The organism is Larkinella sp. C7 (genome assembly GCF_006149005.1).
Taxonomy (GTDB): Bacteria; Bacteroidota; Bacteroidia; order Cytophagales; family Spirosomataceae; genus Larkinella.
In genome coordinates this window covers 120,604-135,016 of sequence record NZ_VBSL01000010.1, presented here as the reverse complement: position 1 = coordinate 135,016, position 14,413 = coordinate 120,604, and the positions used below count along the sequence as shown (strand labels likewise).

11 protein-coding genes are annotated in these 14,413 nt (G+C 54.0%); 10 read left to right on the top strand and 1 reads right to left on the bottom strand.

What is annotated here, in order from left to right:
• Positions 1 to 56 precede the first annotated feature (56 nt).
• On the top strand, positions 57 to 398 hold the full coding sequence (locus tag FH871_RS22610; RefSeq protein ID WP_138993706.1) for a hypothetical protein: 342 nt from the start codon (positions 57 to 59) through the stop codon (positions 396 to 398).
• A gap of 100 nt (positions 399 to 498) precedes the next feature.
• On the opposite strand, the gene FH871_RS22605 is transcribed toward FH871_RS22610, so the two are convergent.
• The gene (locus tag FH871_RS22605) at positions 499 to 846 is read right to left on the bottom strand and encodes a hypothetical protein (RefSeq protein ID WP_138993705.1); all 348 of its coding nucleotides are present in this window, start codon (positions 844 to 846) and stop codon (positions 499 to 501) included.
• A 572-nt stretch (positions 847 to 1,418) separates the two neighbouring features.
• Between FH871_RS22605 and FH871_RS22600 the strand changes: the two genes are divergently transcribed.
• From FH871_RS22600 to FH871_RS22560, 9 genes are all read left to right on the top strand, one after another.
• Positions 1,419 to 2,045 carry an RNA polymerase sigma factor gene (locus tag FH871_RS22600; protein WP_138993704.1) on the top strand — a complete coding sequence of 209 codons (627 nt, stop codon included), beginning with the start codon at positions 1,419 to 1,421 and terminating at the stop codon, positions 2,043 to 2,045.
• 80 nt (positions 2,046 to 2,125) lie between these two features.
• Positions 2,126 to 3,229 carry a FecR family protein gene (locus FH871_RS22595; protein ID WP_138993703.1) on the top strand — a complete coding sequence of 368 codons (1,104 nt, stop codon included), beginning with the start codon at positions 2,126 to 2,128 and terminating at the stop codon, positions 3,227 to 3,229.
• Between the two features lie 125 nt (positions 3,230 to 3,354).
• Positions 3,355 to 6,852 carry a SusC/RagA family TonB-linked outer membrane protein gene (locus FH871_RS22590; RefSeq protein WP_138993702.1) on the top strand — a complete coding sequence of 1,166 codons (3,498 nt, stop codon included), beginning with the start codon at positions 3,355 to 3,357 and terminating at the stop codon, positions 6,850 to 6,852.
• Positions 6,853 to 6,976: 124 nt separating this feature from the next.
• On the top strand, positions 6,977 to 8,494 hold the full coding sequence (locus FH871_RS22585; RefSeq protein WP_138993701.1) for a SusD/RagB family nutrient-binding outer membrane lipoprotein: 1,518 nt from the start codon (positions 6,977 to 6,979) through the stop codon (positions 8,492 to 8,494).
• 28 nt (positions 8,495 to 8,522) lie between these two features.
• The gene (locus tag FH871_RS22580; protein WP_138993700.1) at positions 8,523 to 9,287 is read left to right on the top strand and encodes an HpcH/HpaI aldolase/citrate lyase family protein; all 765 of its coding nucleotides are present in this window, start codon (positions 8,523 to 8,525) and stop codon (positions 9,285 to 9,287) included.
• A gap of 110 nt (positions 9,288 to 9,397) precedes the next feature.
• Positions 9,398 to 10,831 (top strand): GntP family permease, encoded by a 1,434-nt coding sequence (locus FH871_RS22575; protein WP_138993699.1) that lies wholly within the window; start codon positions 9,398 to 9,400, stop codon positions 10,829 to 10,831.
• A 118-nt stretch (positions 10,832 to 10,949) separates the two neighbouring features.
• The gene (locus FH871_RS22570) at positions 10,950 to 11,810 is read left to right on the top strand and encodes a 2-hydroxy-3-oxopropionate reductase (RefSeq protein ID WP_138993698.1); all 861 of its coding nucleotides are present in this window, start codon (positions 10,950 to 10,952) and stop codon (positions 11,808 to 11,810) included.
• A 30-nt stretch (positions 11,811 to 11,840) separates the two neighbouring features.
• On the top strand, positions 11,841 to 12,959 hold the full coding sequence (locus tag FH871_RS22565) for a mannonate dehydratase (protein ID WP_138993697.1): 1,119 nt from the start codon (positions 11,841 to 11,843) through the stop codon (positions 12,957 to 12,959).
• A 30-nt stretch (positions 12,960 to 12,989) separates the two neighbouring features.
• Positions 12,990 to 14,312 carry an enolase C-terminal domain-like protein gene (locus tag FH871_RS22560; protein WP_138993696.1) on the top strand — a complete coding sequence of 441 codons (1,323 nt, stop codon included), beginning with the start codon at positions 12,990 to 12,992 and terminating at the stop codon, positions 14,310 to 14,312.
• Positions 14,313 to 14,413 lie beyond the last annotated feature (101 nt).

The window sequence follows — 14,413 nt, the reverse complement described above, 5'->3', positions numbered from 1 at the left end:
ACTAAAAACAATATTGTGTTACCGATTTGCGTAGAGTGGTAAACACCACCAGCACAATGATGACACCTCTGAAGCCCAATCGATACTATGTTGTTCAGAAAGAACCGGTTTTATTGACTGAAAAACACATCAAAGAGCTCCAGCCGCCGAATGAGCCCCAGCCAATCAAATTAACCAAACCGTGGCTGCTGGCCTTCGGATTTGAGCCCGACAAAGCCGCGAACGTGTGGAACTTCGAAAATGCCCGCCTGGTAGCCGGAATGAACTGCTGGCTGTGCGTCAAGTCGCGCCGGTATATTCAGTTCGTGCACGAACTTCAGGATCTGTTTGAGGAACATTTCCGGGAAACGACTTTGGTTCTCAAATCGCACAGTTTCTACATTTCCGGCACGGTTTAGCCCCCGGTTTTCCGGTCATACAAAACCCCGACACGAGCCGGGGTCTGTACGATTGTATCCTAGTATGTATGAAGTTTTGCGTTACATATCCATTGACTGACTAGTCATCGTCCTCATCCGTGCTTTCGTCCGCAGCATCCCGCATCACCTGATACAGACTGACCAGGTCATCCGTAGAAAGTTCGTCCAGTTCAATGTCGCTGTCGTCGCTGAAACTCAGCGTCAGCGGATCGCTTTCGTCGTCGTTCAGGGTGATGGCCGTTATTTCCAGATCGGATTCGGTGAGGGTTAGCGGCAGAAACCGCAGATCGAAATCGGACGCGTCGGCATCGTCGCCCAACTCCGTCACCACCTGCACAATGGCGTCTTTAAGGGTGTCACGGAAATCTTCGAGCCTGGACACGAGCTCGTCGGCCGTCGGCAAAGCAGAAAAATCGGAAGTAGCCATAAAATCGAAAGTTGAGGGAGATGTTGTCCGTTCGAATATCACGGGCCGAAGTTCCGGCGAATCCCCGAATTCCGGCTTTTTCCGAGGTTATGTTTTCGTGAAATTTTAACTGGCGACAAGAGAGGGTAGACCAGAGAATAGAGATGCGGATTAATCTCTATTCTCTGGTCTACCCTCTTTACGCTCTTTCAAAACAAACTCAGCAGATTTTTTACCATCGTTGGTGCATACTGCCGGTTCGTGATGTTCCGGTCGAAGGTGGTGCCAACAGGCAACGCCAGCGGATGGGAAGGATGTGAATGCATGGCTTCTTAGGAATAATGGACAATGAATACGCAACAAAGCGAATATGAGCTACTGTCTGTTGAAATATCGAATAACAAATATTGAATAACGAACACCGAAAGCGGGCCGGATTCTTCTTCTCTACTTCGATATTCGTTATTCAACATTCAGTATTCGATATTCATTCTTCATTATATCGGTATTCTCTAACTTTTTAAAAAAATAATCTTAAAACAGGGGTTAGGTTTCCCGGAAAAGAGGCTCTTGCAGGTATAGCACCTGAAACTATGAGTAGACGGCTACCTTCGGAAGAAGCACAACAACTGTGGCAGGAATACCGGGCGGGGGATATGTATGCGCTCGCGAAGATCATGCAGAGCTATTATGCCGATCTCTTTCACTGGGGAATGCGGCTGCATGCCGACCGGGAGTTCGTGAAAGACTGCATTCAGGAGTTGTTCCTCAATCTGTGGAAACGGCAGGATTCGGTTTGTTCGGTCGAAAACGTCCGGGCCTATCTGCTCGTCGTACTCAAAACCCGCGTCCTGCGGGAGCTTTCCCGGAAACACACCACACACCAATCCACGCTTTCGGAAGAATACGCTTTCTCGGTCGAGTTTGCGGCCGATGTGCAGTGGATCGAAGAGGAAAACGAAGTCTACCAGATTCGCAAACTGGAGCGCGTGATCAATCACCTGCCCGACCGCCAGAAGGAACTGATCTATCTGCGGTTTTACCAAAACCTGAGTTTCGAACAAATTGCGGATGTGATGCACCTGGGCCGCCAATCCGTCTATAATCTGCTCCAGAAATCCCTGACCAGCCTGCGGAAAAACTGGACCGTGCAATGCGTCGGGTTACTGTTAGCTCAGTTTACGGTATCCGGTTTTCAGTTTACGGTATTCGGCAGCTGACGCATTCAGGCTCACAGCTAGCAGGTGCCAGCAACCGAATACCGTAAACTGAAAACCGGATACCGAATACCGATACACTTATGAAAAACTACGAAACCTATACCGTGGAGGATTTTATTCGGGACGAAGATTTCCAGGACTGGGTGCGGGGTCGTGGTAGTCGGGACGGGTTCTGGCGCTCTTTTCTAAAAAATTACCCCGCAAAACAGACGGCCTTCCAGCAGGCCGAGCAGTTTATCCGGGCTGCCAACGTGGCTCCCGAGCGACTCAGCGAAGCCGAGATTCGCAAAGAAACGGAAGCGTTTATTGACAATGCCAGTGCGTATATACCCAAACGGTATGCGCTTCTGGAGCCGGAACCGGACAAAAGTCCAACCGATAATCCGGTTCGCTGGCTCCCGGCGATTGCCGCCGTTTTTGTGGCTGTGATGGGATTTGGCTGGTATTTTTTCGATAAGAAGCCGGAACAACGGAGCGCTCAGTCGTCGGTTAATTCCGCCATTCAGTTGGTGGAAACCACCAACGATTCCCACCAACTTTTGCGGGTGGTGCTCAACGACAGTTCAGAGGTGTTGCTGAGTCCCCAAAGCCGCCTTCGGTATCCGTCCCAGTTTTCCGGGAATTCCCGCATCGTGTATTTGCAGGGCGAAGGCAGTTTTTCAGTCAAGCGTCAGCGGCAGCCGTTCATGGTCTACACCGGCGAAATGATCACGCAGGTGCTCGGCACGCGTTTCGTCGTGAAAGCCTTCGATCTGGATCAGAAAATTACGGTGCAGGTGTTGTCGGGGAAAGTGTCGGTTTACAAAAAAAAACCGGAGAAGGTTCCGGATAACAAGGAAGTCAACGGGCTGATTTTGAACGCGAATCAGGCGGCTATTTTTGAGAAAAGCGACGGTAATCTGACCAAAACGCTGGTGGCTAAACCGCTGCTGATTGCGAAAAGAGCCAAAGAAAGTCCGTTTGTCTACGATGAAGTTCCTCTGCCGGTGATTCTGCACGAACTCGAAAAGAGCTACGGCATTCCGATCCAGTTTGACGAACAGCTATTTGAAAGCAGCAAAATTACCGCCATTCTGTCGAGTGAGTCGCTCTACGAAAAGCTGGATCTGCTTTGCAAGGCCTCGTCGGCGAGTTACGAAATAACCGATGGTCAAATTGTCATTAGCCGAAAGGGATACCGATAAAACCGTAAAAGAATTGGCAGTGACAACGCCACTGCCAACCGGTCTATTCACTGAGTGTCGCTCGCCAAAGTAACCGCTCAGAGAAAAATGTTCCGAAAACAGAACTAGTCAACCTTAACAAAACTATGAAAAAACACCTTGCCGGACAACTCTGGTTGAAGCTTATGCGGTTTTCATTAACACAAAGTTTGGTTATGTTATCGCTGGTGGGCGTGTCGTATGCCCACACGATTAACGCTCAGGAATACCTGAGCCGACGCCTGACGTTACACGCTGATAACCAGGATATAAAACGGGTGTTGGCGGATATTGAAAAAGCAACGGATGTGCAGTTTGTGTACAGCTCGCAGGTGATTGAGAAGCGGCAGAAGATCAGCATTCAGGCCAACAACTCGACGCTGGAGGAGGTGCTGGTCAAGTATTTCAAACCGCTGCCGGTCAACTACGAACTGGTCGGACGAAAGGTGGTTCTGTCGGCGAGTACCGCACCGGTCTACGAAACCGGCCTGGTCGATCTCATCGAAAAAGCTGCAACGCTGGCTCCCAAACGCATGGTGTCGGGCAAAGTGACCGACGAAACCGGCGCGGGCTTGCCGGGCGTCAATGTACTGATCAAAGGCACGCAGAAAGGCACCACCACCAACGCCAGTGGGGCGTTTCAACTGGATGTGCCGGATGGTTCGACGGTATTGGTTTTTAGTTATGTCGGCTACGTGAACAAAGAACTGGCCGTCGGCAATCAAACCACCATCCAGATTGCGCTGACGCCGGAAAGCAAAGCGTTGAACGAGGTGGTGGTGACGGCTTTAGGGATTAAAAAGCAGACCAAAAGCCTGGGTTACGCGACCGCAACGGTGGGTTCGGACGAAATGACGATCAACCGGACGGCGAACTTCATGAACGCCTTGCAGGGCAAAATGGCGGGGGTCAACATCACCTCACTGGGTTCGGGACCGGCTGGCACCAGCAAAATCCGGATTCGCGGGCAGTCGTCGTTTGGCGGCAACAACTCGCCCCTGATCGTGGTCAATGGCGTGCCGATCGACAACACGAACTACGGGGCGCGGGGCGATGTGTCGGATCGGGGCAGCAACCGGACGTCGGACAGCGGAGACGGCCTGAGCAGCATCAACCCCGACAACATCGAAACCATGACGGTTTTGAAGGGCGCGGCAGCCTCGGCCCTGTACGGGTCGCGCGCCAAAGACGGTGTAATCATGATCACGACCAAAACCCGGGGCAGCGGCAACGGCATTGGTCTGGAATACAACTCCAACTTCACGTCCGACACGCCCCTGGATTACACCGATTACCAGTACGAATACGGGCAGGGCGAAAACGGCGTCCGTCCGACAACGCCCTTTCCGACGTCGGGGCAGTGGAGTTTCGGGGAAAAATTCCAGCCGGGCATGACGCAGGTTTTGTTCGATAACATTACCGTTCCCTACCAGCCAGTGCGGAATCAGATCACCGATTTTTACCGGAAAGGCAGCACCTGGACGAACACACTGACGCTGTCGTCGGGGAACGAAAATGGCGGTTTTAGCCTCTCGCTTTCCAATCTGGACAATACCACCATCCTGCGCGGCTCGAACTACAACCGCAGAACCGTCAACCTGGGCTTCACCCAAACGCTGGCCAAAAAACTGACGGTTTCGGGGAATATCAACTACTCCAAAGAATTCCGGAAAAACCCGCCCAACATCGCCGAGCAGGATTACAGTCCGGTCATTATCTTCAACATGGCGAACTCCATGCCGTTGGATATTCTGGAAAAATACGCGTCGGATGCCAATGGAAACGAGACGGTCTGGTCGCGGTTTACGAACCGTACGAACCCGTATTTCGCCCTGAAACGTTTCGAAAACATCAGCACCGACCGGGTTTTTGGCAACCTGACGGCCAAATACAACTTCACGAACTGGCTGTTTCTGCAAGCCCGGATCGGGCAGGATTTCTACGCCCGCGAACAGGATTACAACCTGCCGACCGGTACGCAGCGGCAACCCGCAGCGCCCGCCGGTTTTGTCAATGGGCAGTATGTGCAGGACGTTCGGCACGTTCGCGAATTGAATGCCGACTTCCTGCTGAATGCCAACAAAACCTTCGGCGTTTTTGGCATCAATGTGAATCTGGGCGGTAACCAGATGTACCGCAAAATCAGCCGTCACAACGTGCTGGTACAGGATTTTTACGTCCGCAATTTGTATACCATCGGCAACGGCCGGCAACGCGATGCCATTTATGACTTTTCGGAACGGCAGGTGAACTCACTCTACGGTTCGGCCGAAGTCTCGTTTAAGGATTATCTGTTTCTGAACGGAACCGTCCGAAATGACTGGTTCTCCACCTTGTCGCCCGCAAACCGGAGCATTCTCTATCCGTCCATTACCGCCAGCTTTGTGTTTTCCCAGGCTTTTGCCAGCTCGCTACCCACCTGGCTGACGTTCGGGAAAATCCGGGCGGCCTATGCGGAAGTCGGCAGTGACACCGACGTGTCGCCCTACGCCAACAACCTGTTCTATGGCATCAACGCCCAGCAGTTTCCGTCGCCCAGCGGAACGGCCCAGCCCCTGGCCAGCATCAGCGGCACCACCGTTCCCAACGCCGACCTGCGCCCGATGCGGGTTTCTGAAAAAGAAGTCGGTCTGGAGTTGAGGCTGTTCAACAACAACCTGAGTCTGGATCTGACGTATTACGACAAAGTGTCGTCGGATCAGATTCTGCGCGCCCAAACCTCCGACGCGGGCGGCTATCAGACCCAGTTGATCAACGTGGGCAAAAGCAGCAACAAGGGGCTGGAAATGCTGGTGAACATTTCGCCGGTGAAACGGCCGAATTTTAGCTGGAACACCACCTTCAACGCGGCCTATAACGTCACGAAAGTACTGGATCTGGGTTCGAGCGTCAGCGATAACATGATTACCGTCGGAACCGGCGACTTCACCGGCGAACTCCGGCAGGTGGTTGGTCTGCCGATGGGTCAGCTTTTTGGCTTCGGGTATCTGCGGGATGCGCAGGGCCGGCAGGTTTTCGACGCCGGAAACGGACGTCCGCTGCGCACACCCACCCAGATCAGTTTTGGCAGCGCCCTGCCCAAGTGGGTAGGTGGGATTACCAACAGCTTCAGCTACAAAGGCATCAACCTGTCGTTCCTGATCGACTTCAAACTGGGACACAAGATGATTTCCGGAACCAACCACAACGCCTGGCGGCACGGGTTGCACAAGGCCACGCTGGTGGGTCGGGAGCAGAATTTTGTGATTGGCACGGGTGTCAATCCAAATGGCGAAGTCAACCAGACCAAGTCGGGCGTGCAGGCCTATTACGAAACCGTCCGTTCGCAGAACATTGCCGAAGAGTTTGTCTACAACGCCGGTTTGTGGCAGTTGCGGCAGATCACGCTGGGTTACGACTTTACCAAGTTTCTGCCCACCAACGCGAAGTTCATCAAGGGACTGCGGCTCAATGCGGTGGCTAACAACGTGGCCGTCATCAAAAAATGGGTGCCGAACATTCACCCCGAGCAGTTCGGATTTCCGTCTGATAACCTCGTCGGTCTCGAAGCCACCGGTTTGCCGGTTACGAGGAGCATTGGTTTTAACTTGAATGTGAGATTTTAAGGTGAGTTGTTACACAGGGTCTATCAGAGAGCATCAGAGATTATCAACGTTTTCTCCGTGTACCTCTGATGCTCTCTGATTAACCCTGTGTAACAACTTTTCTCTCCAAACCCGATACAAAAACATGAAAAAGATACACATCGCTTTTTTTCTGACTCTCCTCCTCAGTGCCTGCGACGACGGTTTCGACGAAATGAATGTTAACCCCATTGCCCTCACGGCGGTGGAGCCAGCTTTTCAACTGAATACGGCCATCGTGTCGAGTGCGCCGGGCTACGGCAACCTGAGCTACGAAACCACCATCGTAAAGCAGATGATCACGCCGTTCAGCGGTTCGGGCTCAGCGGCCAACTTTAACCAGGACAACCGCACCGTCTCAAACGGCAACTGGAACACCTACTACCGGACCATCATCCGGGAACTGGTCGATGTCATTGCCCAAACCAAAGATGATCCGGCGCGTGTCAATCTGTACAACATGACGCGGATCTGGAAAGCGTATTCGTTCATGGTGATCACCGACACCTACGGCGACGTCCCGTATGTGCAGGCCGGAAAGAGTTATCTGGAGGGCATTGTAAAACCGGTTTATGACACCCAGGAGTCGATTTATACCGATATTCTGACCGAACTCGATGCGGCTTCGGCAGCTCTGGATGCGTCAAAAACCAAAGTGGCCAGCGATGTTCTCTACGATGGCGACGTAGTCAAGTGGAAGCGGCTGGGGTATTCGCTGCTGCTGCGGGGCGCCATGCGGCTTTCCAAAGTGAACCCGGCCAAAGCCGCCGAATACGTGGCCAAAGCGGTGGCCGGTGGCGTAATGCAGTCCAACGCCGACAACGCGATCATCCGGCACACCGCCAGTTTCACCAACCCCGTGGGCAGTCAGTTGAACGGGGGACAGTCGGCCTTCTTTTACCTGGATCAGGAATTTGTGAATTTCCTCCAGAAAAACAACGACCCGCGCCTGGCCTCCATTGCGGTCCGGTATGTCGGTGCAACCAGCGGGGCGCAGCAGGTGGAGTCGCGGGCCAACCGGACACCGGCAGTTCAGGTTGGTGCTCCGCAGGGGTACGACAACACGACGATCGGTGCGGCTGTAACGGCCAGTAAATTAGCCAGTCTGTGGGATTACAGCCAGCTTGATAAAACCCGGATGGCTGGCCTGACCGCGCCCAGTTTTCTGGTAACACACGCCCAGACGCAGCTTCTGCTGGCCGAAGCGGCTTTTCGGAAATGGACGACGGGCAATGCCGCCACGCTCTATGCCAACGGGATTCGGGCGCACATGCAGCAACTGGCCACGTATGGCGCCAACACCGCCGTGGCTGAAAGTGCTATTACGGCGTATGTGGACGCCAATCCGCTGGCAGCAGGCAAAGAACTGGAACAAATCAACACGCAATACTGGGTGGCGTCGTTTTTGGTGGGCCCCGAAACCTGGGCCAATTTCCGCCGGAGCGGTTTCCCGGTTTTGACGCCCAATCCCTATCCCGGCAGCGATCTGAAAACGGAGGGCTTCATTCGCCGGTTGACCTACACCGATGCGGAGTTGAACGTGAACAAAGCCAATGTCGATCAGGCCATTAGCCGACAGGGTGCCAATCTGCTGGACACGCGCATCTGGTGGGATAAGAAGTAAAGTTGCCTTTTTTTCGCCTTTCCTGTACATGAAAAATCTAAAAAAACGACTGAAACAAGGCGAAACCCTCAACGGGTGCTGGTTAAATCTGGGAAGTTCGCTCACGGCGGAAATTGTCGGTCAGTCCGGTTTCGACTGGGTGCTGATCGATCTCGAACACGGGGCGGGTTCGGAAAAAGACGTTTTGTATCAGTTGCAGGCGCTGGAGCATACTGCTGCGGGGGCCATCGTTCGGGTCGAAAGTGCCGAAAGTCAGCGCATTCACCGGGTGCTGGATATGGGTGCGGAAGGCATCATGTGTCCGAAAGTTCACAATCCGGAAGAAGCCCGAAAAGTGGTCAATGGCCTGCATTATCCGCCCCACGGCGGCCGGGGTGTCGCCAAAATGGTGCGGGCAACCGGTTTTGCCGTTAATTTCCCGCAGTATTACGCCGAAGCTCAGGAGACGATTCTGGGCGTGGTGCAGATCGAAACCGTGGAAGTGCTGAATCACCTGGACGAAGTGGCGGCCATTGATGGCGTTGATGTGCTGTTCATCGGCCCCGCCGACCTGTCGATGGAACTCGGCATTTTCGGGCAATTCGATCACCCCCGGTTTAAGGAAGCCTTGCAGGAAACCGTCAACGCGGCCCAAAAAGCCGGGAAAGCCACCGGTATTCTCTTTTTCAATCCTGACGATTACAAACGCTACCACGACCTCGGCATTCGAATGATTGCCTGCGGGGCCGACGGAACCTTCGTCGCAGACGGTGCCCGCAGTCTGGCGAAAAAGCTGGATGCCTTTCGGAAATGAATTATTACACAAAGTTGATCAGAGGAGATCAGAGTATTTATTGAAAAACTTTTTCTCTGATCAACCCTGTGTAACAACACAAAAACTTCCTAAACCGTAAAACCGTACTAATGTCTGATCCCCTGTTAATCTTAGCCGTAGGTGTTTTTATTGTCGTCGGTGGCATCATCGGATTGAAATTGCATCCATTTCTGGCACTGTTGCTCGGTGCGTTCATCGTCGCCCTGATGACGCCCGCGTCGGCCATCGAGCAGTTTGCCCTGGCGAAAGGAACCGCCCCGGCAGCCGCGCAGGCCCTGGCCAAAAAAGGCATCGGCGAGCGGATTGCCACGGAGTTTGGGGCCACCTGCGGTAAAATTGGCATCCTGATTGCGATGGCCGCCATCATCGGCAAGTGTATGCTGGAAAGCGGGGCCGCCGAGCGAATCATCCGTTCCATGCTGAAACTGACGGGTATCGGCAAAGCACCCATCGCCTTCCTGGTCAGTAGCTTTTTTATTGGGATACCGGTTTTTTTTGACACCGTTCTTTTCCTGATGATGCCGCTCGCCAAGGCCATGACGTTGCGGATTGGTAAAAATTACCTGTTGCTGGTGTTGTGCATCATGGCCGGAGCCGCGATGGCCAACTCCCTGGTTCCGCCCGCGCCGGGGCCGCTGTTTCTGATCGGCGAAATGCACATTCCGATTGGACTGATGATGATTGCCGGTACCATCGTAGGACTTTTTACGATCACTGCCGGGTATTTCTTTGCGCTTTGGGCCAACCGGAAATGGCCGATTCCGTTGCGGGATTCGCTGGATGCCAAACTGGAAGACATCAAACTGATTGCCGCCAAAGAAGACATTCACCTGCCCGGTTTGGGGGTGTCGTTGCTGCCCGTGTTGATTCCATTGGTCTTTATCTGCGCCGATACCGTGCTTAGCACGCTGGCCACACCCGGAGACCCACTGACGCAATCGGCGGTTTGGAAGGTGGTGAAGTTTTTTGGTGACAAGAATATTGCCGTCGTCACCGGCGGCATTGCGGCTTTGCTGATTTTGGCCGCTCACAAAAAAAGCGGTAAAGAAGGCTTGACGCCCTTCGTGCAGGCGGCTTTGATGAGCGGGGGCGGCATCATTCTGATCACGGCAGCGGGGGGAGCTTTTGGGGGCATGTTGCAGCAAACCGGTATCAGCACGCGGATTGCCGAGATGACCAAAGATTACCAGATGGCCCTGATTCCGCTGGCGTTTCTGATTGCCGCCGTGGTCCGGACCGCGCAGGGGTCTGCGACGGTGGCATTGATCACGGCATCGGGAATTCTGTCGGGCATGGCGAGCAATGCGAACCTCGAATTTCATCCGGTGTACCTGGGTCTGGCCATCGGCTGCGGTTCCAAACTGGTGCCGTGGATGAACGACGCCGGTTTCTGGATCATCTGTAAACTCAGCAATTTAACCGAACAGGAGGCCCTGAAAACCATCTCGCCCCTGCTCGTAGTGATGGGCCTGACCGGTCTGGTCATCATCATGATCGGCGCCCAGTTGTTCCCGTTAATTTAACTAACGGTTTACGGTTTTTGGTTTTCAGTTTACGGTTGGCTGACGCACGAATACAGACGCGTCAAGTCACGCGTCAGCTACCGAAAACGGAAAACCGTAGACCGTAAACCGTCTACTTATGGAAAAAATAGGATTCATTGGCTTAGGAATCATGGGGAAACCCATGGCGTTGAATTTGATCAAAGCCGGTTATCCGGTATCGGTTCTGGAAAAAAGCAGCGCGGCTGGCGAACTGGTTGAAGCGGGTGCAACCGCATTTCCGGGCAATAAAGCCCTGGCGCAAAACACGGACATCGTCATCACGATGCTGCCGGATTCGCCCGATGTGGAGCAGGTTGTTTCCGGCCCGGATGGCGTTTTGGAGGGCATTCAGCCGGGCGCGTTGTTCATCGACATGTCTACGATTGCGCCTTCGACGGCCCGGACGATTCACCAGGTGATGCAGGAAAAAGGCGTAGAAGCGCTGGATGCGCCGGTTTCGGGCGGTCAGGTGGGGGCGGTTTCGGCCTCCCTATCGATCATGGTGGGCGGGAGCGACGCGGCCTTTCAACGGGCGCTGCCGGTTTTTCAGGCGATGGGCAAAAACATCGTTCACATTGGCGAACCGGGCGCGGGGCAAACCACCAAAGCCTGTAACCAGATGATTGTCGGCATCACCATTCAGGCCGTGGCCGAAGCGTTTACGCTGGCGAAAAAAGCCGGGGTCGATCTGGAGAAAATGCGGGAGGTTCTGCTGGGCGGTTTTGCCCAGAGCCGCATTCTCGACCTGCACGGCAAACGGATGATCGAGCGCAACTTTACGCCCGGTTTTAAAATCAAACTGCACAAAAAAGACCTGGGCATTGCGCTGCAATCGGGCGAGGAGTTTGCGGTGCCACTCAAAGCCACGGCATTGGTTGCGGGGCAAATGCAAGCCGCCATTGAGGCTGGAAACGCCGAACTGGATCACAGCGGGATTCTACTGGAATTGGAAGACTGATGCAAAATCTTACCTAAATCCTTTACCAACATGAAACGGAAAAGTTTTATCAAAGTTATTGCGACGGGTTCCGTTGGAGCGGCTGCGTTTGGTTCCGAACAGGCCCGGGCAGAAGTGAAAGCCGCGCCCAAAAAAGTGCTTATGAAAGTCGGCTGCCAGTCGGGCGGCACGTCCGTGGAAAACCTGGAGTTCAAGGCGCGGCACGGGGTATACAACCTGGACGGCGGCTCGCCCAAAACGATACCGGGTAAAGGCTGGGATCTTGAGGATTCGATGAAAAAGCGGGAAGCCTGCGAAAAATACGGTATCAGCCTCGACGCCTACCACTACCCCTTGACTTCCGCCGGGATCGATAAGGTGGAATACCCGAACATCATGCTCGGGAAAAGTCCGGAGCGGGACCGTGAAATTGAGATTCTCCAGCAGATGATTCAGGTGGCCGGCAAAACCGGGATCAAAGTCCTGAACTACAACACCACCATTCTGCCGGTTTTGCGCACCGGGCGGTATACGGACCCCAAGCGCGGCAATGCCTCCTACAGCGTCTGGAATTATGAGGAAGCCCTCAAGCAAAACCACCCCAAAACCGTGGCCGGCGATGTGTCGATCGAGCAGATGTTCGAGCGCATTACGTACATGCTGGACCGAATTCTGCCGGTGGCAAAAGAGTACAAAGTGAAGCTGGCCAACCACATCGCCGATCCACCGACGCCGGTTGGCTACCGTGGCATCACCCGCTGGAACAGTCCCGACGTGTTCAAAGGGATTCAGCGCTTTGCGAAACTGTACGACAGTGAATACCACGGTTTTAACTTTTGCATCGGCTCCATTGCGGAAGGATTGAAAGATCCGAAAACCGAGATTATGCCAATAATTAAGTGGGTAGGGGAGCGAAATCAGATTTTTAACGTTCATTTGCGGAACATCAAAGGCGGCTGGAACAATTTTCAGGAAGTGTATCCCGACAACGGTGACATGAACTTCCTGCACGTCGTCCGGGCACTGCGCGATGTCGGTTTTTCCGGGATGGTCATGCCCGACCATGTGCCGCACCACCACGATGCAGGCAGTACGCCCCAGGCTTTTTCGTTTGCTTATGGCTACATCAAAGGGCTGCTCCAGGCGGTTTCCGACGAAGTGAAGAGTTAGTAAAATGACAACAGAATCCCGCATTTCACGATGACTTTGACAACCCCTTTTACCGACAAGGCCGGGCCGAGAATTAAAGAGATTACCGTTACACCGATTGCCGTTGTCGATCCGCCCTTGCTGAATGCCGCCGGTCTGCACGCTCCGTATGCCCTCCGCACCATCGTAGAACTGGTGACGGACGACGGTATTTCAGGCATCAGTGAGATTCCGGGCAACAGCGACATCGATGCCGCTCTGGAAGCGTCAAAACCGTTGCTGGTCGGACGCGACGTGTTTCAACTCCATGAAATCCGGCAGGTTCTGGTCAATCATTTCGGCACCGACACGGCGGCCCAGCGGGGTGATGCGCCCTGGGATCAGCGGAAAATGGTCCATATTTTTAGTTCCATCGAAGTCGCTTGTCTGGACATTATCGGGAAAGTTGTGGGTCGTCCGGTGGTCGATCTTCTTGGCGGCAAAATGCGGGATCGGGTACCGTTTTCAGCCTACCTGTTTTATAAATACGAGGGGGCCGGGGGCAAGCTGGCGTTCGACACCGACCCGAATGCGGAAGGCTGGGCTGCGGCCCGGCAAGCCAGCGCCCTGAACCCGGCCGAGATTGTGGCGCAGGCCAAAGCCATGTGCGCCGAGTTCGGATTTCAGTCGATCAAACTCAAAGGCGGGGTTTTCGAGCCCCGGCAGGAAGTCGACGCGATGTTCGCGCTCTACGAAGCCTTTGGCCCGAATGTGCCGTTGCGGATTGATCCGAATGCGCTCTGGAAAGTCGAAACCGCCATTCAGTACGGCCGGGAAATGGAGCCGATTCTGGAGTATCTCGAAGATCCGGTTCGCGGACAGGCGGCCATGGCGGAGGTTCGGAAAGCCCTGAAAACGCCCCTTGCCACGAACATGTGTACGACCTCTTTTGAAGACATTCCGAACAGCATTGCCATTGGTTCGGAGGACATTATCCTGAGCGATCACCACTTCTGGGGCGGTTTACGGGCTTCAATGATGCTTTCCGGCATTTGCGAAACCTTCGGGCGCGGGTTGTCCATGCACTCCAACAGTCACCTCGGCATTTCGCTGGCGGCCATGGTTCACCTCGGCGCGGCTTTGCCGCAGGTTCCGTATGCGCTGGATACGCATTATCCGTGGCAGTCGGACGAGATCATCACGGCCGGGCGGTTTACCTTCGAGGAAGGGTCGGTTTTGGTGCCGCAGGAACCCGGCCTGGGCGTCGAACTGGACCGGGAAGCACTGGCCCGACTGCACCAGAATTACCTGGATTGCGGGTTGAAAAAACGGGACGACGAGCCGGAGATGCAGAAAAAACAGCCCGGCTGGAAATTTCAGGCTGTTCGCTGGTAACGTACCAACGGACTTTAGTCCGTCATACATGAGGAGGAACGCAACCTTTGCATCTTTATAAGATAATTCCATTCCGATATGCAATTTATCCAGCATTGGAA

Coding starts and splice junctions, on each gene's coding strand:
- FH871_RS22570 (WP_138993698.1), top strand. CDS start 10,950: ATGGAAAAAATAGGATTCATTGGCTTAGGAATCATGGGGAAACCCATG.
- FH871_RS22565 (WP_138993697.1), top strand. CDS start 11,841: ATGAAACGGAAAAGTTTTATCAAAGTTATTGCGACGGGTTCCGTTGGA.
- FH871_RS22590 (WP_138993702.1), top strand. CDS start 3,355: ATGAAAAAACACCTTGCCGGACAACTCTGGTTGAAGCTTATGCGGTTT.
- FH871_RS22575 (WP_138993699.1), top strand. CDS start 9,398: ATGTCTGATCCCCTGTTAATCTTAGCCGTAGGTGTTTTTATTGTCGTC.
- FH871_RS22580 (WP_138993700.1), top strand. CDS start 8,523: ATGAAAAATCTAAAAAAACGACTGAAACAAGGCGAAACCCTCAACGGG.
- FH871_RS22560 (WP_138993696.1), top strand. CDS start 12,990: ATGACTTTGACAACCCCTTTTACCGACAAGGCCGGGCCGAGAATTAAA.
- FH871_RS22595 (WP_138993703.1), top strand. CDS start 2,126: ATGAAAAACTACGAAACCTATACCGTGGAGGATTTTATTCGGGACGAA.
- FH871_RS22605 (WP_138993705.1), bottom strand. CDS start 846: ATGGCTACTTCCGATTTTTCTGCTTTGCCGACGGCCGACGAGCTCGTG.
- FH871_RS22585 (WP_138993701.1), top strand. CDS start 6,977: ATGAAAAAGATACACATCGCTTTTTTTCTGACTCTCCTCCTCAGTGCC.
- FH871_RS22600 (WP_138993704.1), top strand. CDS start 1,419: ATGAGTAGACGGCTACCTTCGGAAGAAGCACAACAACTGTGGCAGGAA.
- FH871_RS22610 (WP_138993706.1), top strand. CDS start 57: ATGATGACACCTCTGAAGCCCAATCGATACTATGTTGTTCAGAAAGAA.